Raw genomic sequence first — 25,198 nt, 5'->3', positions numbered from 1 at the left:
TTCGGCGAAATCGGTTTTGTGATCTGGATATAGAAGGATTATAATCTTGAGGCAATGCCTATAAAATACATAGGTAATGATATACAGTTGAGCCGAATTTCTATGGGAAAACGGGGGAACCATGTTACTGGGGTGAATTTTACAGCCGATCCTGCTGGATCGGAAGTGTAAATAGGGCATACTGTGCTGCCCGAATCCGTCAGCTAACCTCGTAGGCTATGAGCAGGAACCAAGTCAGGCACTCGGTTTTCCGGTGTCTTTTTTTGTGCGTATAAAAGTGTTTGGATTGGTTAGACCGCTGCGGGTGCAGATTATTCTTCCGATTGCTGTTATCCCCGGATTTTTTGATTGTATACCCCCTTTAATGGTTAAAATCCGGAGATAAAGGCAAACGCTTCGCTTCTTCAGAACAATTCTGCCCCCTTCGCTACTGCGCGCCATTAGCACAGGGGGATCGAATAGTGCTTGACATGCATTCTTCCTGTATTCAGGGAATGCTAATTATAGTTACTTAAGGTTTGGAAAAATCAAAAAATTCAGGGGCAACGACGATCGGAAGATCAAATGGAACGCGTAGCGAGCTTACACCGTATTAAATCACTGTTTTTATAGTTTTAAGGATTAGGAGAGAAGTGATGAATAGATGAATCCCAATGCAAGCTGGCTTCGGCTTTCTCCACCGCAGATATTCGTTGCGGGCTTTGCCATTATCATTCTTATAGGTAGTTTATTGTTAATGCTGCCGATCTCCAATACAACAGGAAAGCCACTTGCGTTTATAGACGCTTTGTTTACTGCCGCCTCTGCGACCTGTGTAACCGGGCTTGTCGTAAAGGATACCGGGCTCTTTTTTACCACTTTTGGTCAAGTTGTCGTCGTTGCGCTGATCCAGATCGGCGGTCTTGGCTTTATGACCATGGCTACCTTGATTGCACTGGTGTTCAAGCGTCGGATTTCCTTGCGGGAGCGTCTCATTTTGCAGGAAGCGATGAATCAGACTTCTGTAGAGGGAATTGTCGGGTTAATCCGTAAGGTATTACTGTACTCACTGGTTATTGAAGGCGTATGCGCTACGATATTCTCGGTTCGCTGGTCCTTTGATATGCCTGTAGGCAGGGCGATTTATTTTGGAATCTGGCATGCCATCTCCATGTTTAACAATGCTGGTTTTGATTTATTCGGTGAATTTCGCAGCTTGACAGGTTATGTATATGATCCGATTGTTAATTTTACCGCAATGTTTCTAATTATTTCTGGCGGCATTGGTTTTGTAGTGATGTCAGACCTGGCAGAATATCGCAAGCGCAAGAGACTGTCCTTGCATACCAAGGTGGTACTCAGCATGACGGGCGCTATGATTGTAGTCGGCACGCTCGTGATTTTTGTATTTGAGTTTACGAATCCAAAGACTCTTGGCTCGCTTGATTGGGGTGGTAAGCTACTGGGATCTTTATTCCAGTCCGTTACTCCCCGTACCGCAGGTGCCAATACGCTGGACATCGCAGGCTTGCGGCAGGCTACGCAGTTTTTTATCATCATACTCATGTTTATTGGGGCTTCCCCTGGCTCCACTGGAGGCGGGATTAAGACCACAACATTCGCCCTGCTCATTGGAGCAGTGATTTCGATGCTGCGGGGGCGGGAAGATATTGTACTGTTCAAGTACCGACTTGCGCAGGGACGAATTTACAAGGCTTTGACCATTACACTGCTGGGGTTGCTGTTCGTGATCGGGGTGACCATGATTTTGTCGGCAACCGAAGATCATCATTTTCTGATGATCTTGTTTGAGACGGTGTCTGCGTTTGGTACGGTGGGGCTGTCGATGGGGCTTACACCTGATTTAACAGTCATAGGTAAGCTGGTGATTACCCTGACGATGTTTGCAGGTAGACTGGGGCCACTCACGCTAGCTTATGCACTGGGGCCGAAAAAGGGTAAAGAATTATATCGTCATCCGGAAGGCAAAATGATTATAGGATGAATCATTTCATATACATTTCGTTGGTTTAATCATTTCAGGATTTTGCAAAATTCGATACCAGTCGCTCCGAAGTCAAGATATAGACGAACTAAACCATTTCGATCTATATCTTCTTCATTGGAAGTCGCTTATGGGATTTTTGCAAAATCCCCATTTATGAAATTGATTCAGATAAGGAGTTTTCGAGTAGATATGAAAACGCAGCAGTTTGTAGTTATTGGCTTGGGGCGGTTTGGCTCAAGCCTGGCTTTGCAATTGGTGGATATGGGGTGCGAGGTGCTAGGCATTGACCGGAATGAGGATGTTGTGGACAGTATGAGTGAGATGTTGACACATACTGTCGTGGCGGACGCTACCGATGAAGACTCGTTGCGATCACTGGGCATCCGTAATTTCGATTGTGGCATTGTTGCTATTGGTGATGACATTCAGGTAAGCATCCTCACCGCCATTTTGCTGAAGGAGCTGGGTGTGAAAAAAGTTGTAGCCAAAGCCATATCTGTGCTGCACGGGCGTGCGTTAGAAAAGCTCGGTGTGGACCGGATTATTTATCCAGAACGGGATATGGGTATCCGGGTGGCTCACCAGCTAGTCACGCCTAATTTGCTCGATTATTTGGAGTTGTCTAAGGAATACAGTATTGTGGAACTCAATGTACCTGCATGTCTGAATGGCAAAACGCTAGCAGAGCTAAATGCCCGTACTCGCTTTGGTTGTAGCGTCGTGGCGCTTCATACAGCGAACGGTATCCTGATCGCACCGACGGCTATGGATCGGCTAAAAGCAGACGATATTATGGTCATCATCGGTTCGAATGACAATATCGGTCGCTTTGAGGATGAGGTTGTTAATGTTAATGAAGAGGATTAAACCCTCTACACCATACGGTAGCCTGCAAACGAAGCCCGTGTCTCGCTAATCCAGCGTCGTGCTGTCGGACCGAGATCGGTCGTCTCCGAGTAAATGAGGGAGGTCGTTCGGCGTGTCTCCTTCAAATCGGGCAAGTACAATGCAGTGAGTCCATTATCCCGCAATAGTTCGCTACGCAAATAGGATTTGGGCAGCAAGGCTGAAGCCTTACAGGTTGGAAGCAGGCGTACAATCGCCTCGAAAGAGTCGATTTCCATACGGATATCCGGCATGATGCCGCTGCGCTGGAACAAGTCATCCGTCAGACTGCGGTACCAGGTCCCTTTGGAGAAAATAATCATCGGCAATCCTTGCAGATCTTTCATCGAGGCTGTTCCTGTCTTGACCGTTAATTCATGTCCGATGGGAACGACGAGCTCCAAATGATCATCAAATAGCGGAATGCAACGCAGTCCAGCTTCATGAATGGCAGACCCGACAATACCGGCGTCTGCTTTTTTGTCACGTACAAAGGCGACGATTTCATGGGTTTTACCGGTGAGCAGCTTCAGCTCGGTTTGAGGATGCTTGCTCATGAAAGCTTCGACGAGGGTAGGCAGCGTCGTTTGGAGCGTCGTGAGGCTTGCGCCGAGTGTAAGCATACTCTGGGCTTCATTTTTGTGCTGGGACAGCTTTTGTAAAAAGCGAAGCTGTCGTTGCCGTTGCTCTAGCGCGAATGTATAAACAAATCGGCCAGTGGACGTAATTTCGAGCCGTTTGCCCCGACGATCAAAGAGATTCACACCCAGCTCTTCCTCCAGCTTGGCAATTTTGCGAGACAGGGCAGGTTGGGACAGATTCAGCAGTTTGGAGGCTTTATTCAGGCTGGACTGCTCGACAATGACGGCAAAAGCGTTCAAATCCTCAAACAAATCATCCACTTCCTCTCTATATGCAAAAAAGACATAATAATTAATACGTATATTGCAATTCCATTATAAGCCGAAAAGGAGTAACATGAAAGCGACACAAGATGTTCACACTTTTGTTTTTCCTTATAAGGGACACCTTGTTGGACATTTCCTGTCGGAAACTGTCAATTTATATGTTATATTACTATTGAAAACGCTATTATCGGGAGAAGGGAGCATGACCTAGATGAGAGGATTTTATTCCAGAAAGCTGCATTCGCTTCTTGGCGTCATTCCGCTGGCTCTATTTTTTGTTGAGCATTTGGTGACGAACTTCACAGCGGTGGAGGGCGGCAAGGAAGGATTTAATCGCAGCGTGGCCTTCCTGAATGGTTTGCCACTGGTTATTGTGCTAGAAACGTTATTCATCTACTTGCCATTACTGTTCCACGGAATTTATGGCTTGTATATTGCTTATCAGGCTGACCCGAATGTCAAAAGATTCGGCTATTCACGTAACTGGCGCTTTCTGTTCCAGCGTATTTCCGGCGTCATTACATTTGTATTTATTATCTGGCACGTATACGACACGCGCTTTCAGGTGGCTCTGGGTAATGTAACCCATGAGGAGCTAGGCGGAGTCATGCATGGCATCGTGACGAACCCGGTTTATTTCATTTTGTATTTAATCAGTGTCGTTTCGGCATCCTTTCACTTTGCTAACGGACTGTGGGCATTTATGGTTAGTTGGGGGATTACCGTGGGACCACGTGCGCAAAAAGTATCTTCTTATATCTGTATGACCCTGTTCGTGGTGGTGTCTATCGGCTTCATCGCTTCCCTGCTTGCATTCCGCAGTGCGGAATTTCAGGAAACGGCAACTGCCTTGGTGCAATGCGGCGCTTTTAAACAGCTACTATAAACGACTCATATCAATTATACATCGTGTTGAGATTCTATTTTCAAACGTAAAAGGGGATTTGGTTAAAATCCTGAAAAAAAGGAGTGAGCAGAAATGGCAGCATCCAACATTATTGTCGTGGGCGGCGGTCTGGCAGGTCTAATGGCTACGATCAAGGCGGCAGAGGCGGGAGTTCACGTTCATTTATTTTCTTTGGTTCCGGTCAAAAGGTCCCACTCCGTTTGTGCTCAAGGCGGCATCAACGGTGCGGTTAATACCAAGGGTGAGGGAGACTCACCATGGATTCACTTTGATGATTCAGTCTATGGGGGGGACTTTCTGGCCAACCAGCCTCCGGTAAAAGCGATGTGCGAAGCGGCTCCGGGGATCATTCATCTCATGGACCGCATGGGCGTCATGTTTAACCGGACACCGGAAGGACTGCTGGACTTCCGCCGCTTCGGCGGTACCCAGCATCATCGGACCGCCTTTGCCGGTGCGACGACAGGACAGCAGCTTCTGTACGCTCTCGATGAGCAGGTACGGCGCTGGGAATCTGCGGGTTTGGTAACCAAGTACGAGAACTGGGAGTTTTTACAGGCTGTACTGGATGATGAAGGCATCTGTCGAGGGATTTGCGGGCAGGATTTGCGTACGATGGAAGTGAAGACTTTTGCGGCGGATGCAGTTATTTTGGCGTCTGGTGGCCCCGGGATTATTTTCGGTAAAACCACGAATTCCGTCATTAATACGGGCACGGCTGCCGGTGCAGTGTATCAGCAAGGCGTACGCTATGCGAACGGTGAGTTTATCCAGATTCATCCGACGGCTATACCAGGTGATGACAAGCTGCGTCTCATGTCCGAGTCGGCAAGGGGAGAAGGCGGTCGTATTTGGACGTATAAGGACGGTAAGCCATGGTATTTCCTCGAAGAAAAGTATCCGGCTTATGGAAATCTGGTCCCTCGTGATATTGCGACACGTGAAATATTCAGTGTATGCGTTGATGATGGACTGGGTATTAATGGCGAGAACATGGTCTACCTCGATCTGTCCCACAAGGACCCGAAAGAGCTGGATGTAAAGCTGGGCGGCATTATTGAAATTTATGAAAAATTCGTCGGTGACGATCCGCGCAAAATCCCGATGAAAATATTCCCGGCTGTTCATTATTCAATGGGCGGTATGTGGGTCGATTACAATCAGATGACGAATATACCGGGCTTGTTCGCGGCTGGTGAGTGTGAATTCCAATATCACGGTGCGAACCGTTTGGGTGCGAACTCGTTGCTGTCAGCCATTTACGGCGGGATGGTGGCTGGACCTAAGGCTGTGGAATACATCAAGGGCTTGAAAAAATCTGCACAGGATATAGCTACCTCCGTATTTGATGCAGCAGTTCATCAGCAGACGGAGAAATATGAGCGTATTTTGCATATGGACGGAAAAGAAAATGCTTATGTTCTTCATAAAGAGCTGGGCGAGTGGATGACGAACAACATGACTGTCGTTCGTTATAATGACAAGCTGGAAGCTACGATCCACAAGATCAAGGAGCTGAAGGAGCGTTACTCTAACATTAACATCAATGACGCTTCGCGCTGGAACAATGCGGGTGCGGCGTTTACACGGCAACTGTGGAATATGATGGAACTGGCTGAAGCGATGACCAAAGGTGCGCTATTACGCAACGAAAGCCGCGGGGCCCATTACAAACCAGACTTCCCGGATCGCAACGATGAGGATTTCCTGAAAACAACGATTGCGGACTGGACACCGGAAGGACCACAAATCTCGTATGAAGCGGTGGATGTTTCGCTGATCAAGCCGCGTATTCGGGATTATTCCAAGAACAAATAACGGAAGGGAGTGTATTTAGATGTCGGAGCAAGCAGTGAAGTCGAATAAAACAGTGAAGTTCGTTGTGACCCGTCAAGCTGATCCTAAAGCCAGTCCCTATACGGAAGAATTCGAATTGGCTTATCGTCCGGGGATGAATGTGATTAGCGCGCTGATGGAAATTCAGCGTAACCCGGTGGACAGCCACGGTAAAGAGACGGCTCCGGTATGCTGGGAGTCGAATTGCCTGGAGGAAGTATGCGGAGCATGCTCCATGGTGATTAACGGCAAGCCGCGTCAGGCCTGTGCAGCACTCGTCGATAAGCTGGAGCAGCCGATTACGATCGCGCCGATGAGCACATTCCCGGTAGTTCGGGATTTGGTCATCGACCGCAGCCGGATGTTTAATGCGCTCAAGAAGGTCAAAGCGTGGATTCCGATTGACGGTACCTACGATCTGGGCCCTGGTCCTAGAATGGCAGAGAAAAAGCGTCAGTGGGCGTATGAGCTGTCCAAGTGCATGACCTGCGGTGTCTGTCTGGAAGCTTGCCCGAACGTCAACGAGAAGACGACGTTCATCGGACCAGCGGCGATATCTCAGGTTCGCCTGTTTAACAGCCATCCGACAGGGGAAATGAATCAGGAAGAGCGGCTGGAGGCGTTGATGACGGACGATGGGCTGGAAGGATGCGGGAACTCGCAAAACTGCGTACGCTCTTGCCCGAAAGGCATTCCGTTGACAACTTCTATTGCCGAAATGAATAAGGAAACGACCAAGCATATGTTCAAGCGCTGGCTGACTGTATAGCAAATAGGTTATGCCCAAACAGGCTTTTTCTCAAACTGGAGAAAGCCTGTTTTTTTGCGCTCAGAAAAGATGGAGGGTAACATGGAGGAAGGAGCGCGGATAGCAGTTATGGTATAATTATGGTATTGTGTATCGTTTTTGGAGAAAAGGAGGCTGGACAGGTGACTGTGCAACCGATAACGAATCGACCTGTCACTAGGTCGGATGTCATGAAGGGATTAAAGGAGCTGGGAGTTCGGAGCGGCATGACATTGCTTGTTCACTCGTCGATGCGCAGCTTTGGACGCTTTATTCCAGGCGGGGCCTCGGCCATTCTTGCCGCGCTAACCGAAGCGGTTGGCCCGGAAGGGACGCTGGTGATGCCGACACAGTCTCATGACTTGACTGATCCCTCGACTTGGATGAACCCACCTCTGGACGAGTCATGGTGGGAATTGGTACGCGAGGAAATGCCCGCTTATGATCCGGCCTGGACGCTGACCGGGGGGATGGGCATCATTGTAGAAACGTTCCGTGGCCTGCCGGGAACCAAGCGCAGCGGGCATCCGCATGTTTCTCTGGCGGCACGTGGACCTGCTGCTTTGGGATTACTGACAGATCATCAGCTCGACTATGGGCTGGGTGAGCATTCGCCCTTGGCAAAGCTGTATGAGGCAGATGCCTATGTGCTGCTGTTGGGGTGCGGACATGACAGCAACACGTCCTTGCATTTGGCGGAATATCGAACAGCCTATAATGGACGAGAAGTGATCATGCATCAAGCTCCTATGATGGTGGATGGAGCAAAAGCGTGGGTATCTTTTCAGGATTTTAATATTACCTCAGATGACTTTGAGAAGCTGGGACTTGATTTTGAACGGGACTGTCCCTCAGCTTTTACGCGAGTGAACATTGGAGAGGCTTCATGTTTTTTCGCGAGGCAACGTGATTTGGTAGACTATGCGGAGCAGTGGTTGTCCACCCATCGCTAAAGCTTCTGGACAGTAAGAGTTTCTAAAAAGTGAGATCAAGGAATAGATCGCAAGGGGGAACGCATATGGAGAAGACGCCGCACACCCGCCGCGAGAGTCAGGATGGCCCGCATCAGGGGGCCGCTATCCCTCCCGGTTCTTCGCGGCGTTCCATTTCAAATGAACCAGCCAATCCTTCGCGCCGTCATTTTTTGAAAAAGGCGGCTTTAGCCACAGCCGGAACAGCGCTTCTGGCTGGAGGATATGCTTCCTTATGGGAGCCTAATCATTTGGAAATTACACGCTTCAACTTGACTCTCCCTCGTCTTCCGTCTGCTTTTGACGGAATCAGGGTCGTACATTTCAGTGATGTGCACTTGGGTTTTCATATGGATGAGCAGGATCTGCGCGAGCTTGCGGACCGTATAGCAGGTCTGAAGCCAGATTTGCTCTGTTTTACAGGCGATATTGTAGATGACTATGCAGTATCCATGAAGGCTGCTGTTCCAGTTATGGCTTCGATGCACGCCACACTTGGCAAATATGCTATTTTGGGCAATCATGATTATAGAGGCTTACCAGCCGGAGTTCAGGAATTGTATCCGAAAACCGGGTTTACGCTGCTGAGAAACGAGCATGCGATTGTAGAGCTTGCGGGACAGCGTGTAGCCATGGTCGGTTTAGAGGATAACATTATGGGCAAGCCCAATCCGCAGCGTGCCATTCACGGGCTACCTGATGAGATGTGCAAGCTGCTGCTGATGCATGAGCCGGACTATGCAGATGTAGCGGCGCAAATGTCCTTTGATCTTCAACTGTCGGGGCATACGCATGGAGGACAGGTACGCTTGCCGGTCATTGGAGCACCAATGCCGCCTCCGGGTGGACGCAAGTACATCCAGGGATTATTTCATGTGGGAACAGAGAGAATGCCGCTGTATGTCAGCCGAGGCATTGGCATGACACATTTGCCGATTCGCGTGCTGTGCAGACCGGAGCTTAGTGTCATTACGCTAAAATCCGGCCAATAGGCCATGATCTTTTTTTCATCTTTATCATATATGTTGGAACTACATAAAGATGGCTTGAATGTAGTGTAGAGATGTAGTCGTTTCGGACAAAGGAGTGAGGTTCAGATGGATCGTATTGCTGTCATTTCAGATATTCATGGCAATTGGCCTGCCTGTGAGGCGGTGCTGGAGGATATTGCTTCCCGAGGCATTAGCCGTGTGTTTTGTTTGGGGGATCTGATCGGCAAAGGGCCTAGCCCGTGTGAGGTTCTGGATGCTGTCCGTCAACGTTGTGAAGTGGTCGTGCGGGGGAATTGGGATGAGCTGGTTAGTATTACGGATGATCTCAATTTTAGCTGGCAAGCCGAGCGCTTGGGGGCAGAACGAGTGCAGTATTTGGCACAGTTACCGTTTCATCATGATTTCAGAATGAGCGGACGCCGTATCCGTCTGGTGCATGCCTCGCCGCAAAGTGTATATCACCGTGTGCAGCCATGGGATGAGCCGGAAAAACGGCTTGCCATGTTCGATCCGTTAGCAGAAGAAAATGGAAAAGTTGCTTTTGCTCCAGATGTTGTGGGATATGGTGATGTGCACAATGCTTTTATCCAGCATTTTCAGGGAAAAACCCTTTTTAACGTCGGCAGTGTCGGGAATCCGTTGGATGTTACGCAGGCTTCCTACTGCATTTTAGAGGGCGAGATGGGAGAGGAGCAGCCTACGTCCTTCTCCATTCATTTTGTACGTGTACCTTATGATATAGAACTGGCGGTAGAACAAGCGGAGGAAGCTGCTGTGCCTTCTTTGCCGTATTATATTCGAGAGCTGCGCACAGGAATTTACCGCGGGATTCAGGACCTGGATTAAGTATGGAAACATTCATTTCTAAAAGCCAATCCATCCGCAGGGGGGAACATTGTGCTGACCAGAGAAATGCTTCGTCTTGGGCTACCGGAGCTTTACGCCCGCCGAGTCCGATTGCGCCAGCTAAGAACGGAGGATTATCCCGCGCTGGAACGGATTCTATCCGATCCATTGGTGATCCAATATGTGAATCGAATTCGCAAACCAGTCAATACACGAATGCGGGGTCTGGTTGCGCAAATTAAAATATCTGCTGATTCACTAGATTCCCTGCATTTTGCGGTGGAATGGCATCAGAGAAATACAGGAGAAAGCAATCTACTTGGTGAATCCAATGAGCTTACCTCCTCACCGTTGCTCGGTATCGTCTCTTTTCAGCAATGGAATGAAAGAACGGGTGAGGCACAGCTGGGCTATATTCTGGATCGTCCTTTTTGGGGACAGGGGCTGGCTACAGAAGTGGTGGGAGAAATGCTGAATTTTGGTTTCGGATCTTTGAAGCTCAAGCGGATCGAAAGTCGTTGCCAAGAGGATAATCAGGCTTCCATGCGCGTACTTATTAAAAATAAGATGCGCCTGCTGCGTACAATTGGTGCTTATGATCCCTCAGGAGAGGTGCCGAGTGTATTGGTATTTTCGATGAACCAAGGGGATTATGCATAGAAATGGCAGTGGAATATTTTGTTACAAAGATGAAATATAACTGCAAAACAACTCTAACACAGGACGGGTACAATACAGACATGACCCCCTTTTGAATAATATATGTTGCTGGGACCCGAAGCTTCGGGTCCTCTTTTTTTGTGTTTCTATTGCAGCTACCTACGATTACAGGCGATTTCTATGATTCATAGGAACGGTTCAAGCTGGCTACCAGCTCTGGAAGCCATTCATGTAGGGAAAGAAACGAATACCCCTCTGCCAGCGCTTGCGAATCGGTACGATCTGTACAGATCCGTTGAACACAGTCACCGAACGATCGCTTGTTTGGCCTCGTGTGAGGATCGTAACGGAGTTTTCGGATTCCTCCAGCAGCCGTTTCACCCAGCACCAGTATTTTTCTCATACGTTGATCACTCCTCTAGGAATTAGTTTTGTTAAGGTAGACGAAATAATGATCCCAAAGGGTACGAAACGATAATAACCCAATTTTACGACTGGACAAACAGATCTTTCAGCACGTTATATGATTGAAAACCAAGAAGAGTGAGAATAAAGATGCAGGAGTTACTTAGACAGGTTGTTTTAGCAGCTCAATATGTACTCAAGATTAAGTATTGACATCCTTAGTACGATCTTGTATTTTTGATATTAGGTCGTACGTCCGAATTAATTGTTGGACAGCAAAAATGATTTACCTGTTATACCGAGAGGAGAGAGAACTGTGAACGAACGTATGGTTAACCGAATTCAAACGTGGTGTGCGTGGTCTGGAGCGGCTTTTGTTATTTTCTATGGTTTTACCTGGGTGATATTGGGACATAACTATCCGCCGCCAGATCCGAAGTTTACTGGAGCAGAGCTTGTGGCAAACTTTTATTTCCCGCACCGCGATACTATTTTATTAGGGCAATCCTTATCTACTTTTTTTGGGATGTTTTATCTCACCTGGTCCTGTCAATTGACGGTACAAATGTGGAAAAGGGAGAAGACACCGATCTTGTCGTTGTTGAATCTCACGGGGGGGCTGTTGACTGCTTGGGTGCTCTCCTTTGGCCCGGTGCTTTGGGTTTGGTGTGCTGAAATGGCGGGAACAGCAGATCCAGAGCTGATTAAGGCTGTTCACTTTATAGGTTGGTATACTTACGATATGACATACATGATTACGACGATTCAATCCTTTGCTATTGCTTTGTTTATATTTTTGGATAAGAAAAAACCTGCTATTATGCCTCGCTGGACTGCTTACTTGTCGATATTCACTGGAGTTTCCTTTCTGCCCCTCACCTTTTTACCCTATTTTAAAGAAGGCATATTTGCGCTCAATGGTTACTGGTCTTACCACGTTGCCTTTATTTCATATGGTTTGTTCACATTTGTAGTCAGCTACTATATGGCTAAGGATTTAAAGAGGGCTAAAGTTACCTCTGCGCCAGGCATTGGGCAAGCCGTGAGCCACCAGCATTTTGACTAAGCGGCAGCTATGAAATTAATAGAGTGAAGGTGTTATGATATGAACCTACAAATGGAGCCTGAATTCGTCCAAGTTACGCCGGTTAAACCATACATGTTATGTGTTATAGAGGATCGCACGAAAAATGAAGGGCACGGTATTGTCCGTATGAATCAGGCAGATATGGTCCGTTTGGGTCTGAGCCATGGGGATATCGTTGTTGTCACAGGCAAGCGTCAAAATGTTGCTCTCCTCAAACTCTCGGAGCTGGATGCCGGGGAAGGAGAGATTCAGATGGACGGTATTCTGCGGAAAAATGTTGGAGTGGATATCGGTGAGCAGGTACATGTTACCAAGGTAACTCATACACCGGCTCGCAACGTTACATTGATTCCATCCTCCCATACCCAGTCCTATTTTATAGAGGAGGATCAGGACCGAGGCTTTTTCACACGCTTCATCAGAAAAATTCGTCCAAGTGAAAAAGAAAAGCAGGAAAGTGGAGAGGATATTCGGAAGTATCGGCGTGTAGTCGCTGGATTGCCAACACTCAAGGGAGAACGGATATGTGTGGAGCTTTTTGGTCGTTCATTTGATTTTAAAGTTGTAGAAACGGTTCCTGAGGGGGTTGTTGTGTTTAATGATTCAACAGTAACATCCATCATAGGTGGGACTAAATTACGTGCGCAAGGGGCAACGATTTCCTATGAGGATATAGGTGGACTTAGCAAGGAGGTTTCCAGAGTTCGGGAAATGGTGGAGCTTCCATTGCGCTATCCTCAGTTATTTGAGCAGTTGGGTGTCGATCCCCCCAGAGGATTGCTTTTGTATGGCCCTCCGGGGTGTGGCAAAACGCTCATTGCCCGGACGGTTGCTCAAGAATCAGGCGTTTATTTTATCCATGTCAACGGCCCTGAGATCATTCAGCAACATTATGGTGAGTCGGAACAAATGCTACGGAGAATCTTCGAGGATGCGCAGGAGCATTCGGCAGCGATCATCTTTTTCGATGAAATTGATGCGTTGGCTCCTAATCGGGATACCGTGCTCGGTGATATGGAAAAACGGGTGGTCGCCCAGCTTCTTGCCCTCATGGATGGCCTTACATCGCGTGGTAGGATCATTGTTATTGCGGCTACTAATCTTCCTAACAATGTTGATCCTGCGCTGCGGCGTCCGGGTCGATTTGATCGGGAAATTGGTATAAATTCTCCAGACAAGGAAGGGCGGCTTGAGATCCTGAATATTCACACTCGGAAAATGCTGTTGGCTGATGATGTCCATATGGAACGGGTAGCCGCAATGACGCATGGTTTTCTGGGTGCTGATCTTGCTGCACTATGCCGCGAGGCTGTTATGGTGTGCATTCGTGAGGCTATGCCCCGCATTGATTTTATTCACTCCCAGCTTTCAGGTGAGCAACTTGCCGATATTAAGGTCAGCATGAAGCACTTTGATATGGCTTTGAATGAGATTGAACTTTCAACGATCCGGCAGGTTTCAACCGAAGTTGTGGATGTGAGATGGCAGGACATTGGTGGTTTGGAGGAAGTAAAGGATATTCTCCGCGAAGCGGTGGAACTGCCCTTGAAATACAGTGATCGTTTTGAGTATGCTCATACAAGACCCCCCAAAGGTATTCTTCTCACAGGTGCTCCAGGGACGGGCAAAACATTGATGGCTAAAGCTGTAGCGACGGAGAGTGAAGTGAATTTTATTTCAGTGAAGGGACCTGAGCTGCTCTCTAAATGGGTGGGTGAATCGGAACGAGGAATTCGTGAGATTTTTAAAAAAGCCCGTCAGTCTGCACCTTCGATCATTTTCTTCGACGAAATTGATGCTATCGTTCCCGCACGTGGTAAAGGGGATGGAGGTTCACAGGTGAGTGAGCGTATGGTCGGCCAATTTCTTTTGGAAATGGACAATATAGAGGACTTGCAGGGGGTGTTAATACTTGCAGCCACCAACCGTCCGGATCTATTAGATAAGGCCTTGCTCAGACCTGGACGCTTTGACTTTATTGTTGAACTACCTATTCCTGATTATGATACACGGTTGTCTATTCTTCAGGTACGTTGCCAAGGGCGGGCACTGGGGGAGGATGTTTCGTTTGCCAGTCTTGCCAAAGTAACCGAGGGAATGACAGGGGCTGATCTGGAGGCGCTTTGTCAACGGTCAGCTATGCTTGCGATTAAGGAATCTATTGAGCAGTATCCCGAAAAACGGTTCTCACGTTTTCATATTGAGCAACGTCATTTTGATACTGCCCTTAGGGGCTTAGGCAAGTTCGTCAGCAAGACGATTTTAGAATAAGCCAACGTTTAAAAGTCAATATGCTCCAATCCAAAAGGCCATGCTTTCGTCCCTGCAATGGAACGTAACATGGCCTCATTTGGCTTAACGCTTTCTGTAAAAAGTTATTTAATGACGGCATGAATAATATTCAAGCCATCTAAAACCTTCTCGTCATCCGGGTCTAATATATATTGAATGGCAATGCCGAATATCGAGCCAATAACCATTCGAGTGATTAATTTGGGAGAAGCTTGTACATTCTCATTGATCGAATAATCACTGGCAATGTACTTTCCAATCACATCCGAAACTTCCTTAAAAAAGGCGCTTAACTCTTTGTTAAATGATGTGGACCACATGGCCATATTAAAGAAATCTAGTAGCAAACGGTATAGATCCGTGTTTTCCTTGATCAATTCCTGGCAGTACTCAACCAAAAAGGATACCTTTTCTGAAGTCGTGTCTATGTTCTGTAATTTATTTTCGATATTATTCAAATATTCTTGCTTTACAGATTTAAGAAGCTCCTTGAATAATCCTTCTTTATTATTGAAGTAATAATTTAATTGACTTAATACTACGCCTGCTTCTTCAGCTATATCACGCATGGAAACGTTAGCATAACCTTTGGCAGATATACATTTAAATGCAGCAGCGAGTATTTTATCAGATGTACCATTTCCTCCCTCAGTCATGTAGAAATCCCCTTCATTTGAATTCGGTCGTCCGTGCAAGAAAAGTATAAAATTTTATTCTAACCCTGTCAATTATCCACAGCGGCAACCGACAAGAAGTTAAACTGTTTCTAAAGCAACTTAAAGGCGGTTGGATCAGCCTACAGATGCTTATTGAGAATCCATTTTACAGAGGTGTGGAATATGCTTTAGAGAGCTAAGAGGCGGGTTGGCAGCGGTGCGGAGGATTTGAATCTGGAGAAGCGTGAGCGTTCGCCTTTGCAATGGGATTCTACCCTTTAAAGGGCTTATATAATCCAGAGAATCCCGTTGCAACAGCGATTGTAAGATCAAATCATTCGCATAGCGGTGGATCACCGTCGAAGCCTATCCATTTATTCCCCTAGAAGCTTCAGGAAATTGGCCGGCACCGTAATTTGCTGATTATTAATCGTAATCTTCCGGAGCTCCTCTATGGAGTCTTCTTCACCTCTAGCGTCTTTAATCTCCTTAATTTCACGATGCAGCCGCTCCATTTGAAGATCGAGCGCATTAGCGGAATCCGCTGCGTTCTTTAATTCACGTGTCAGACTTTCGGGAACGGACTGGTTGTACTTATAAAAGATTTTATGCTCCAGGCTGGCCCAGAAATCCATCGCAATGGTTCGAATTTGCACCTCTACGCAGACTAGCTCCTCACAATCCGACATGAATACAGGAACTTGAACCAGTAAATGCAGGCTCTGGTAACCGTTCGGCTTGGGATTCTTGATGTAATCCTTAATTTCCAGTACCTTCAAGTCACTTTGTCTCTGAAGCATGTTACTGACATCATAAATGTCAGAAATAAAAGAGCAAGTAATACGCAAACCGGCGATATCCTTGATATGATCCTTGATAGCATCCAGCGATAACTCGCTATTTTTACGGATCATTTTATTCATGATGCTCTCAGGAGATTTAAGGCGTGATTTGGTATGCTCAATAGGGCTGTAATCGTGCAGTGCTTGAAATTCCTGCTTTAATATTTCAATCTTGGTTTCCATTTCGTCGAGCGCAAACTTATAGATGAGCATAAATCGCGTAATGTCATGCTTTAGCTTTTTGAGCTTGTCCATAGGATCTTCCAAGTGCATATGTAATTCTCCTCATACATAGATGTCATAATCTTGCTAAGCGTTCGCCTTTGCAATGGGATATTACCTTATAATTTAAAATTCCCAACAATCCCATTGCAGCAGCGTTCGTATGGTCAAATGATTTGCGGAGCGGCAATCCCCGCCTTGAATTTTAAAGCGCCACAGGAATTTTACGTTTTTCTTTAAAATAAACCCATTCGCGGAAGCCGATATCCTTCAGCATTGCCTTTACCTCTTCCCAGTCATCGCCTACACGCGAAGGCTTATGAGCATCCGAACCAAAAGTAACCTCCACACCAAAATGGTGCGCTCTCTCTAAAATAGAAGCAGACGGGTACCATCCGCCACTTAGCTTGGTTTTACCCGAAGTGTTAATTTCAATCGCCACATTGGATTCCGCAATTACCCGCAAGGTTTCATCAATGGCTGCATCAGCAGGAATGTCTGAAAAGGCAGGGAAGTTCCCCTTCATTGCGTCAATATGGCCTAAAATCTGAAACATGCCGCTTCGCGCAGATTCCTGAATGAGCGCATAGTAGGCTTGTTTGACCTCGATTTTACGAGCATCGCTTAATTTGTTCCAACGGTTACGGTTAAAAATGCTGTCCCCTTCGACATTGTGAATCGACCCAATGAGGTAATCAAATGGATAAGGAGCCAGAGTGGAACGATATAATTCAGCAAAATCAGGAAAATAATCCGTTTCCAAACCGAGGAGCACGTCAATACGGCCTTCGTATTCCTTTTTAAGCTGTTGTACCTCTTCTACGTATTCAGCAAGCTGTGACTTAGCCATATAAATTTTAGGAAAAGCCTGATCTTGTTCGCTGCCCAAGAAAGGGGAATGGTCCGAAATACCAATCGCTTGTAAGCCCGACTGAATGCCTGCTTCAATGTAATCTCGAATGTTTCCGTCTGCATGACCGCAGCGGAAATGATGGGTGTGCAGATCAAATTTCATAGCCTGTCTTCCTTTCGTAATCAGGGTTTATATTTCGTATGGTGTTCATAGTGAATTACGTTATTCAGAACTGGTAAAATTCGTCTCCGGCATCCCCTTCAGATCACTTAAAAATTGCTGCATGGCTGAGTTTAGATATCGGCCGGATTTATAAATCACTCCTACAGGATGACTAACTTCCAGCTCGGGAATATGGATCATTTTTAATGTGCCTGCACGCAGTTCAGAAGTGACCGATAGTCTGGAAATAATGGCAGCACCGAGATTAATTTCGACCATCCGTTTGACTTCCTCACTGCTGGACAACTCGATCACGACATGAGGCACGATTTGGTGCTTTTTAAATACATCATCCACGAATTTTCGTCCCACCGTATCGGGAGAGAGCAGAATCAGCGGAATTTCCCGAAGGGCTTCAATGGTAGCATGTGGTTGTGAAGCCAGCGGATGAGTAGGAGACACGACTAGCTCAAAGGAATCGTAATACAGAACCGAAGTGCTTAAATTAGGATTACGTTCGATCAGATAGCCGATGCCAACATCAATAAGTCCGTTCTCCACCTGCTGATAAATCATGGAGGAAGCCATGGATTGAATGGAGGTTTTGATAAGAGGGAACTGATCCTGAAAGTAGGAAAGCACGCGCGGTAAAATTTGAATAGCGATGGATGTTGTGGTACCCAGCGCAATGTGACCCTGTGGTGTTTCGTTTAGATCGTACAATTTTTGTCTTAATTCCTCAACAACCTCCAATATGCGCTCGGCGTGTTCCAAAAAAACAGCTCCCCGGTCGGTCAGGGTGACAGGCTGGTTGCGGTCAATCAGAATGGTTTTGAACTCATCCTCTAGACTTTTAATTTGGGCGGACACCGCCGGCTGCGTCAAATTGAGAAGTTCTCCGGCTTTGCGGAAGCTCATCGTTTTGGAAATCATGATAAGTGTTTCAAGTTGACTGATGTTCATGAAGTTCCTCCTCTCTTTTCTTAATCTTGTCGCAGCTGTATAGAATGAATATTTTTAGCCAATCCATAGGTTCATATGTAAAACCGTCGTTATGCTTTATTTCATTAAATTATAGGTTATTCGAGCAGGAAGGGCAATGAATCGAAGCAGAGCACCTTAAAGTGTGGTATATTGGGAAATAAAGACTAAAGTCCTGATATCCTTCAAAAATAATCAATCTAAAACCGGTAAGAAGAAAGATATAGGACATTATTCACATTTTTTGTGGTTTAGCTATAAAAAATTACCGGGTAGCTGTCGATAAGTGATATAGAGAGCATTTTATTGAGGATCGATTCGTTTTACAGTAATATTTAATTAAAAAATTCTAATTTAAATGGGACTTTTGTTGTGTGTCTAAAAGCCCATCGTAAAGGGGCGCTTTGATCGTGAAGGCAGAAGTGATAAATCCTTTTTTGGAGTCGGCGCGACGGGTCATTGAACAATTGATCCAAGTATCTCCTTCACCCGGAAATCTTGGTGTGAAAAATGTCGAGCTGGTGGACGACCACATCTGGATTATGATCGGGATGACCGGACAGCTTAGCGGAAATATTGTGTTCGGCCTGAATGAACAGGTGGCGCTACGTATGGTATCAGCGATGATGGGCGGATTTGTGTTGACTGAAATTGATGAGATGGGAAAAAGCGCAATTTCAGAATTGGGCAATATGATTAGTGGTAATGCCAGTACGATTTTGTCCAGTCAGGGAATTGTCGTGGATATTACGCCTCCGCAGGTCATGAAATCAGAAAACTTGACCACTTTTGTGCCTCAGCGTGCCCTTTATATTCCGCTTACGGTGGAAGGAATTGGTGAGCTGGATATTCAGGTGATGATCTCTTAATATTAAAGGAGCAAGTTTCTTTAATGCGGAGGGATGACCGTGAGTATACTACAGGACAAGATAGTTGTGATTACAGGTGCATCTAGTGGGATTGGCGCCCTTTGCGCTCAGTTGTTAAGCGAAAAGGGCGCGATTCCTATTTTAACAGCACGCTCACAGGAGCGACTGAAGCAAGTATCTGCGGGAATCAGCGGCAGACATGAGCTTATCCAACTGGACGTCACCCGCCAGGAGCAGGTAGAGGCTGTTGCTGCCCGAGTATTGGAACAGTACGGACGGGTCGATATATTGCTTAACAATGCGGGCTACGGAAAGTTTGAGTATTTTAATGAAACCGACCTGACGGAATTTGAACAAATGATGGACGTGAACTACATGGGTGTTGTTCGCTGCATCAAGGCGTTTCTGCCGCAAATGACAGAGCGGGGCCATGGACAGATTGTCAATGTAGCATCAATGGCTGGGAAAATCGGGACAGCCAAATCGTCTTCTTACACGGCGACGAAGCATGCGTTGCTCGGTTTCAGCAATGCGCTCCGGCAAGAGCTGCGCGGGAGTGGAGTGACTGTAACGACGATTAACCCCGGGCCGATCGACACACCGTTTTTTGAACTGGCAGATCCTTCAGGAGGATATGTTCGAAATGTAAGCTGGTTTATGCTACAACCAGATAAGGTAGCACGGCATATCGTAAGAGCGATGGAGCTTGGCAAGGAGGAGGTTAATCTGCCACGGTGGGTATCTCCTTTTCTCAAGCTGTATCAGTTAGCTCCCAGACTGACCGACAGGCTGGGGCATGGTATGATGAATAAGAAATAAAAGATGTCCCGTAAGCCATTAGCTATGGTGAGGGACATCTTTTATTTTTGTGATTTGGTAACAGGGCTATTTTCGCATATAATGGAGAGTAACGAATTTACGTATAGGGGTTGGACCTTTTCATGACATTGAATTTTGAATCGCTCGGCGTTGAACAAGATCTGTTGGACAAACTGACTGAGCATGAAATTACACAGCCTTCGCCAGTTCAGGCAGAGGCTATACCGGAAATAATGAAGGGAAAGCATGTATTGGCGCGCTCACAAACTGGCACAGGCAAGACACTGGCTTATTTGTTGCCGCTGTTGCAAGCGATTGATCCACAGAAAAAGGCTACGCAAAAGCTGATACTAGCTCCAAGCCAGGAACTGGCCATGCAAATTGTACGTGAGGGTCAGCGCTACGGAGAGCATCGTGGAATCCGTGTACTCGGTCTGATTGGTGGGGCGGCTATTAAACGTCAAATCGAAAAGCTCAAGGATCATCCACAGCTTGCCGTGGGCACACCAGGACGTGTACGGGAACTCATCGCTTCGAAAAAGTTGAAAATGCACAATATTACAGCCATTGTCATCGATGAGGTGGATCAGATGTTCCAGCTCGGCGGAGCAGGCGATGTAACCAACATATTGGGCACCGCCCAACGTGATCGTCAATTGGTATTCCTGTCCGCAACGCTGAACGATGAGATTCAGTCGCTGGCGAAACGGGAGATGCGTGAATACGTAGAAATTGGGATTGATCCCGACCAGAAGACGGCCAGTGGACTGGAACACTATTACTTTGTATCTGAAGAACGGGATAAGGTGGATATGCTGCGCCGTCTGGTGCGTCATTTTAATCCGAGAAAAGCGCTGGTGTTCGTGAATACAACCAATGCCATCGGGGAAATTGAAGCCAAGCTCAAGCATATGGGGCTGACTACGGCGTCCTTGTATGGAGATGCGGATAAAGTTACGCGTAGCAACGTGTTGGCCAAATTCCGCGAGGACAAGCTCAAAGTGCTGGTCGCTTCGGATGTGGCAGCTCGTGGTCTGGATATTGAGGGACTTGAAATGGTCATTCATTTTGACCCGGCTACGGATAGTCAAGCTTATGTTCACCGTGCAGGACGGACAGGACGGATGGGACGCAAAGGATTGGTGGCATCGGTTGTCACCGACCGTGAAACGTTCATCATGCGTAAGTTCTCCCGTGAACTGGGCATTGACATCGCAGAGCGTGCGTTGCACGGAGGTCGAGTAGTCGTGCCGCGTCCGGCGGATGCCAAGCGTGCACCTGTAAGACCATCCGAGGGCAGATCCACATCTGACGGAGCACTGACAGAAAACCGTAAGGCACCTGTCCGCAACGAAAACGGACGTCCTGGCAGGAATTCCGCGAACGGTTCAGCTCCAAGCAAGAGCAAAGGAGCAGCCTTGTCCAAAGCAGGAAAAGCACAGCGCGAGCGTGATCGCAAAAACAAGGGTGCGCCAAGATGGCTGAAGGAAAAAGGATCAAAACCGAACGAGTAAGGGAGAAGAGGGGGAGCCATGGAACAACAGCCTGTGTTGCAAATTAACGGACTGACCGGCGGATATAGCGCCAAGCGCCCGGTGCTGCATCAGATTTCGCTGGATGTGAAACCGGGCGAAATGGTAGGACTGATCGGTCTGAACGGGGCCGGGAAAAGTACAACCATGAAGCATATTTTGGGTCTGATGACACCGCAGGCCGGAGAAATTCGTGTGCAGGGGCATAAGCAGGATGAGAATCCCGAGGAATATCAGGGAGCCATTGCTTTTGTACCTGAATCTCCAGAGCTGTATCCTGAAATGACGGTGATGGAGCATATGGAATTCACGGCCAGAGCGTACGGAGTTAGCGAAGCAGATTTCCGCTCGCGCAGTGATCAAATGCTGGACTTGTTCCGTATGCGGGATAAAAGTGGGAGTATGTCGATGCATCTGTCTAAAGGGATGCGCCAGAAAGTGATGATTATGTGCGCATTTTTAGCGGGACCGCCGTTGTATGTCATAGATGAACCTTTTTTGGGTTTGGACCCGCTGGGTATTCGTTCCCTGCTTGACTTTATGTTAGAGATGAAGCGTTCAGGTTCGTCCATTCTGCTCAGTTCTCATATTTTGTCCACGATTGAAAATTATTGTGATCGTTTCATTGTACTTCATCAGGGTGCCATCATTGCACAGGGTACGCTGGACGAAGTGACAGCACAGGCGGGTAAGCCGGGCATGCCGCTGGAAGATGCATTTTATGAGCTGGTACAGGGCAGGGAATGAGCATGGATTTGCAACGTCTGCATAAAGAAAGACGTGTAGCGTTCTGGGGACAGGTACTGCCCTATCTGGGCTATGTCATTCAGAGTGGTCTGGCGGTGGTCTTCGGCTTTGCGCTGATTGCCTTTGCCGCATGGTACACGTCGCTACTAATGCATACTCCACCGGATTTGCCCATCCGCTGGATCATGCTTATTGTGGCTATTCCGATTGCTCATTCGAGCTTTCGTACGTATTTAAACGCAGCGGATATTGTTTTCCTCCGTCCACAGGAGCATGCGATGCACCATTATTTTAAGGCCAGCCGGATTCGGGGTGTGGTGTATAAAATATTCGGTTTGCTATTGCTGTCTATTATCGTGTGGCCGCTGTATATTCGCAGTGATGCGGCGCCTAAGCCGTTGCTACTGACCCTGCTACTGTTTGTGCTGTTAAAGCTGCTATTCAGCTACGGCGGCTGGCAAGAGCTTCGCATGGTATCGATTGGCGGGAGTGTAGGCTATCGTCTGCTTCGGTGGGTATTGGCTGTGCTGATGGTAGCCGCATGGCTATGGCAGCCTCCACTACACAGCGTGCCATTTATCATATTGGTCAGTGTGGTGTACGTGCTTGTTCTACGTTTTCCGGTCAAGCTTCTAGTGGCTTGGGAAAAGCTGATTCGCACAGAGGGTATGCAGGCTGCTCGGGTGATGCGCACTTTGGGCTGGTTTGTCGATGTGCCCGCCCTTACGCAGAGAGTGACGCCACGTCGTTGGCTGTCCTGGTTGGGAGGTAACATACCTTGGAACAGAAGGGGAGCGTATCGTTACCTGCTGTTTAAGACATTCCTGCGTACAGAGCCAGCAGGTATTGTCATTCGGCTTGGAATTCTGGGGTTGTTAATTATATATATCACCCATGCTAGCTGGATTGGGATTGCAGTATATTTATTTTTCATATTCCTCATTGGTGTACAGGTTACTTCACTAAAGCAGTATCACAAGGATTCGTTGTGGCTTCAGTTATATCCGATTCCTGCGCATAGTCGTCGTGCGTCTTTTCTCGACTTTGTTGTTCGGTTGACGTTGCCGGCTGCTGTGGTTCTGTGGCTTCCTTTTCTGGCAAAAGGAACGGAAGATCTACTGTCTACACTGCTCACGCTGCTTGGGGGAGTTGCAGTAGTGTTTCTGTTACGAGGCGCTCAAGCCAAAAAATGGCGTTTGGACGGTCAAGATGAGGAAGAAGTGTAATTTGTATCTATGTGAATAAAGTAAAGGCTAATTCGCAAGCAGCAAGAGCTGTCTGCGAATTAGCCTTTTTTTGTAAGCTCACTGCTATCGTAGCCGTGGGTGCAGATATCCGTCTGCTTATATAAAGATCGTTTTGCTGATGATAACTAATAAAATGAACAGTACCAGAATTGTTCCTGTGCTTGTGAATGCGCCGTAACCACCGTAACCGCCTCTTGTTTCTTCTGCTCCCATGCTCATTCTCCTCTCGGTCATTGTGATAAAGGATACATCGTATCTTATGAAGTGGATTTTCAGATTGCGTGGGCCAATGCTCAGGTGTGTTGCCGAATCGCCTTATATTTTTCATCAGATGTAGGGGAGGATAGAGGAAAAGACACGTATTATCGAGAATAGAAGAAGTACGTAGTCATTATCACTTGGAAAGTGGGAAAGACGAGATGCTGGTAGATAAGCTGCTCGTGAACATATTTCTTGTGTTTGTACCGTTATTAGTATATAGCGCTTTGTCAGATCATCGGCATAGGAAACATACCCCGTTGCTTATGGGAGGGGTGTTGGGTGTGTCTTCTGTGCTTTGCCTTATGTTTTCGTACATTTGGTATGGATTATATTGGGATCTCCGATATGTTCCTTTGATCCTCTCTGTTTTATATTTTGGTCCTAAGGCAGGGCTTCTGAATATAACGCTGATAGTGATGGCTCGTATGTATATAGATCCTGAGTCTATGGTGGTGAGCTTTCCCAGCATGATGTTGTGTTATTTGGGCCCTCTCTTGGTAAGAAAAAAGTTTATGCAGCTCAATAGTATGTTGCTTCGGGTGGGCATGAATATGCTAATGAGTATATGGACCAATATTGCCATGCTTATATTTTTGTTAATACATTCCTGGGCCAATGGCAGGCTGGATAAGGATGAGGTCGAGCTGATCCGGGCAATACTCTGGTTCGGTGTGATTCAATTCCTAAGCATTGGAGCCTCCTCTTTCTGGATGGAGTTTAGTTTGGAACGGGAAGAAATGAGAAGAAAGATTAAATATGCTGAGCATCTGAATACCTTAGGTGAACTGGCTGCCTCTATGGCTCATGAAGTAAGGAATCCGTTGACCGTGGTTAAAGGGTTCCTGCAAATGGTTCAGTCAGGGCTAGAAGGGAAAAATCGCAGATATATTGCTTTGGCACTAGCAGAGGTCGATCGGGCTGAAAGAATTATTAGCGACTATCTGAACTTATCCAGACCGCAGATTGGGAACACAGAGCTGATGGATCTGTCTGGCATGGTTCAACAGATTGTTTTGCTTTTGAAACCGATGGCGACCAAGCAAGGCGTAAGACTGTATACTGAGCTAAGGAATGAAATATACGTACATATGGATCGTAATCAGCTGTTACAGGCGTTAATACATGTGACGAAAAATGCGATCGAAGCTGCGGATGATGGGGGCAGGGTATACATAAAGCTGGCGATTCAGGAAGAGAAGGCATGTCTGCATATTAGGGATACCGGAAAAGGCATGAGTCAGGAGCATCTGGAGCGAGTGGGTACTTTGTTTTTTTCAACCAAAGAGGTAGGAACGGGACTGGGAACGGTTGTCTCCTTTCGAATCATTGAAGCCATGAACGGAAGTATACACTATGAGAGTGAGCCCGGAGTCGGAACCGAGGTAGTCATCCTGCTGCCACTCGCACAGAAATCTTTGCTCGCTGCTGAAGGATAGTTTGTTGC

At 47.0% G+C, this 25,198-nt stretch carries 24 protein-coding genes and 1 riboswitch; of the genes, 17 read left to right on the top strand and 7 right to left on the bottom strand.

Going from position 1 to position 25,198, the window contains the following annotated elements; translation table 11 throughout:
- Nucleotides 1–80 precede the first annotated feature (80 nt).
- Nucleotides 81–233: riboswitch (cyclic di-AMP (ydaO/yuaA leader) on the top strand.
- Between the two features lie 410 nt (nucleotides 234–643).
- Together MHI21_RS20495 and MHI21_RS20490 are read left to right on the top strand one after the other, a co-directional pair.
- Nucleotides 644–1,984, top strand: a complete 1,341-nt coding sequence (locus tag MHI21_RS20495) for a TrkH family potassium uptake protein (RefSeq protein ID WP_209949713.1) — start codon at nucleotides 644–646, stop codon at nucleotides 1,982–1,984.
- Nucleotides 1,985–2,176: 192 nt separating this feature from the next.
- Nucleotides 2,177–2,854, top strand: coding sequence for a TrkA family potassium uptake protein (locus tag MHI21_RS20490; RefSeq protein WP_028541455.1), 678 nt, complete (start codon nucleotides 2,177–2,179; stop codon nucleotides 2,852–2,854).
- A 5-nt stretch (nucleotides 2,855–2,859) separates the two neighbouring features.
- Here the strand turns inward: MHI21_RS20490 and MHI21_RS20485 are convergent, their stop codons facing one another.
- Nucleotides 2,860–3,765: a LysR family transcriptional regulator gene (locus tag MHI21_RS20485; RefSeq protein ID WP_028541456.1), complete on the bottom strand. Its 906-nt coding sequence runs from the start codon at nucleotides 3,763–3,765 to the stop codon at nucleotides 2,860–2,862.
- Nucleotides 3,766–3,991: 226 nt separating this feature from the next.
- Between MHI21_RS20485 and MHI21_RS20480 the strand changes: the two genes are divergently transcribed.
- The 7 genes from MHI21_RS20480 (at nucleotide 3,992) to MHI21_RS20450 (ending at nucleotide 10,779) form a co-directional block, all read left to right on the top strand.
- Nucleotides 3,992–4,666, top strand: coding sequence for a succinate dehydrogenase cytochrome b558 subunit (locus tag MHI21_RS20480; RefSeq protein WP_061830110.1), 675 nt, complete (start codon nucleotides 3,992–3,994; stop codon nucleotides 4,664–4,666).
- A 93-nt stretch (nucleotides 4,667–4,759) separates the two neighbouring features.
- Entirely contained in the window at nucleotides 4,760–6,505 is a 1,746-nt protein-coding gene (gene sdhA / locus MHI21_RS20475; protein ID WP_061830109.1) for a succinate dehydrogenase flavoprotein subunit, read from the top strand.
- 19 nt (nucleotides 6,506–6,524) lie between these two features.
- Nucleotides 6,525–7,292 carry a succinate dehydrogenase iron-sulfur subunit gene (sdhB, locus tag MHI21_RS20470; RefSeq protein WP_013311795.1) on the top strand — a complete coding sequence of 256 codons (768 nt, stop codon included), beginning with the start codon at nucleotides 6,525–6,527 and terminating at the stop codon, nucleotides 7,290–7,292.
- A 161-nt stretch (nucleotides 7,293–7,453) separates the two neighbouring features.
- The gene (locus tag MHI21_RS20465) at nucleotides 7,454–8,263 is read left to right on the top strand and encodes an AAC(3) family N-acetyltransferase (protein ID WP_342418820.1); all 810 of its coding nucleotides are present in this window, start codon (nucleotides 7,454–7,456) and stop codon (nucleotides 8,261–8,263) included.
- A gap of 65 nt (nucleotides 8,264–8,328) precedes the next feature.
- The gene (locus tag MHI21_RS20460) at nucleotides 8,329–9,273 is read left to right on the top strand and encodes a metallophosphoesterase (protein ID WP_342418819.1); all 945 of its coding nucleotides are present in this window, start codon (nucleotides 8,329–8,331) and stop codon (nucleotides 9,271–9,273) included.
- 105 nt (nucleotides 9,274–9,378) lie between these two features.
- Nucleotides 9,379–10,119, top strand: coding sequence for a metallophosphoesterase family protein (locus MHI21_RS20455; protein WP_342418818.1), 741 nt, complete (start codon nucleotides 9,379–9,381; stop codon nucleotides 10,117–10,119).
- 51 nt (nucleotides 10,120–10,170) lie between these two features.
- Nucleotides 10,171–10,779, top strand: coding sequence for a GNAT family N-acetyltransferase (locus MHI21_RS20450; RefSeq protein WP_342418817.1), 609 nt, complete (start codon nucleotides 10,171–10,173; stop codon nucleotides 10,777–10,779).
- Nucleotides 10,780–10,957: 178 nt separating this feature from the next.
- On the opposite strand, the gene MHI21_RS20445 is transcribed toward MHI21_RS20450, so the two are convergent.
- Nucleotides 10,958–11,182 (bottom strand): hypothetical protein, encoded by a 225-nt coding sequence (locus MHI21_RS20445; RefSeq protein WP_342418816.1) that lies wholly within the window; start codon nucleotides 11,180–11,182, stop codon nucleotides 10,958–10,960.
- A 318-nt stretch (nucleotides 11,183–11,500) separates the two neighbouring features.
- Between MHI21_RS20445 and MHI21_RS20440 the strand changes: the two genes are divergently transcribed.
- Nucleotides 11,501–12,250 carry a hypothetical protein gene (locus tag MHI21_RS20440; protein WP_209940363.1) on the top strand — a complete coding sequence of 250 codons (750 nt, stop codon included), beginning with the start codon at nucleotides 11,501–11,503 and terminating at the stop codon, nucleotides 12,248–12,250.
- A 39-nt stretch (nucleotides 12,251–12,289) separates the two neighbouring features.
- Entirely contained in the window at nucleotides 12,290–14,542 is a 2,253-nt protein-coding gene (locus tag MHI21_RS20435; RefSeq protein WP_342418815.1) for a CDC48 family AAA ATPase, read from the top strand.
- Between the two features lie 104 nt (nucleotides 14,543–14,646).
- Here MHI21_RS20435 and MHI21_RS20430 read toward each other — a convergent pair whose 3' ends face one another.
- The 4 genes from MHI21_RS20430 to MHI21_RS20415 form a co-directional block, all read right to left on the bottom strand.
- Nucleotides 14,647–15,219 carry a TetR/AcrR family transcriptional regulator gene (locus tag MHI21_RS20430; RefSeq protein WP_209940361.1) on the bottom strand — a complete coding sequence of 191 codons (573 nt, stop codon included), beginning with the start codon at nucleotides 15,217–15,219 and terminating at the stop codon, nucleotides 14,647–14,649.
- A 374-nt stretch (nucleotides 15,220–15,593) separates the two neighbouring features.
- Complete coding sequence (locus MHI21_RS20425; protein WP_307353305.1) at nucleotides 15,594–16,334, bottom strand: GTP pyrophosphokinase family protein; 741 nt, start codon at nucleotides 16,332–16,334, stop codon at nucleotides 15,594–15,596.
- Nucleotides 16,335–16,488: 154 nt separating this feature from the next.
- Nucleotides 16,489–17,298, bottom strand: a complete 810-nt coding sequence (locus MHI21_RS20420; RefSeq protein WP_209949719.1) for a histidinol-phosphatase — start codon at nucleotides 17,296–17,298, stop codon at nucleotides 16,489–16,491.
- A 60-nt stretch (nucleotides 17,299–17,358) separates the two neighbouring features.
- Nucleotides 17,359–18,261 (bottom strand): LysR family transcriptional regulator, encoded by a 903-nt coding sequence (locus MHI21_RS20415; protein ID WP_023990132.1) that lies wholly within the window; start codon nucleotides 18,259–18,261, stop codon nucleotides 17,359–17,361.
- A gap of 428 nt (nucleotides 18,262–18,689) precedes the next feature.
- On the opposite strand from MHI21_RS20415, the gene MHI21_RS20410 reads away from it, so the two are divergent.
- From MHI21_RS20410 to MHI21_RS20390, 5 genes are all read left to right on the top strand, one after another.
- Nucleotides 18,690–19,148 carry a chemotaxis protein CheX gene (locus tag MHI21_RS20410; protein WP_061830098.1) on the top strand — a complete coding sequence of 153 codons (459 nt, stop codon included), beginning with the start codon at nucleotides 18,690–18,692 and terminating at the stop codon, nucleotides 19,146–19,148.
- Between the two features lie 39 nt (nucleotides 19,149–19,187).
- Complete coding sequence (locus MHI21_RS20405; protein ID WP_342418814.1) at nucleotides 19,188–19,967, top strand: SDR family oxidoreductase; 780 nt, start codon at nucleotides 19,188–19,190, stop codon at nucleotides 19,965–19,967.
- A 122-nt stretch (nucleotides 19,968–20,089) separates the two neighbouring features.
- A complete protein-coding gene (locus MHI21_RS20400) occupies nucleotides 20,090–21,481 on the top strand; it encodes a DEAD/DEAH box helicase (protein WP_342418813.1) in 1,392 nt (463 codons plus the stop codon).
- A gap of 18 nt (nucleotides 21,482–21,499) precedes the next feature.
- The gene (locus MHI21_RS20395) at nucleotides 21,500–22,246 is read left to right on the top strand and encodes an ABC transporter ATP-binding protein (RefSeq protein WP_342418812.1); all 747 of its coding nucleotides are present in this window, start codon (nucleotides 21,500–21,502) and stop codon (nucleotides 22,244–22,246) included.
- 2 nt (nucleotides 22,247–22,248) lie between these two features.
- On the top strand, nucleotides 22,249–23,472 hold the full coding sequence (locus MHI21_RS20390; protein WP_342418811.1) for an ABC transporter permease: 1,224 nt from the start codon (nucleotides 22,249–22,251) through the stop codon (nucleotides 23,470–23,472).
- 117 nt (nucleotides 23,473–23,589) lie between these two features.
- Here MHI21_RS20390 and MHI21_RS20385 read toward each other — a convergent pair whose 3' ends face one another.
- Complete coding sequence (locus MHI21_RS20385; protein ID WP_023990126.1) at nucleotides 23,590–23,706, bottom strand: hypothetical protein; 117 nt, start codon at nucleotides 23,704–23,706, stop codon at nucleotides 23,590–23,592.
- A 206-nt stretch (nucleotides 23,707–23,912) separates the two neighbouring features.
- On the opposite strand from MHI21_RS20385, the gene MHI21_RS20380 reads away from it, so the two are divergent.
- Nucleotides 23,913–25,190 carry a HAMP domain-containing sensor histidine kinase gene (locus MHI21_RS20380; protein WP_028541463.1) on the top strand — a complete coding sequence of 426 codons (1,278 nt, stop codon included), beginning with the start codon at nucleotides 23,913–23,915 and terminating at the stop codon, nucleotides 25,188–25,190.
- Nucleotides 25,191–25,198: the final 8 nt, after the last annotated feature.

Origin of the sequence: Paenibacillus sp. FSL H8-0168, assembly GCF_038592955.1 — a bacterium.
Classification (GTDB): Bacteria; Bacillota; Bacilli; order Paenibacillales; family Paenibacillaceae; genus Paenibacillus; species Paenibacillus polymyxa_B.
Note: the sequence above shows the minus strand (reverse complement) of the source record. Positions and strands in the feature narration are given on the sequence as shown.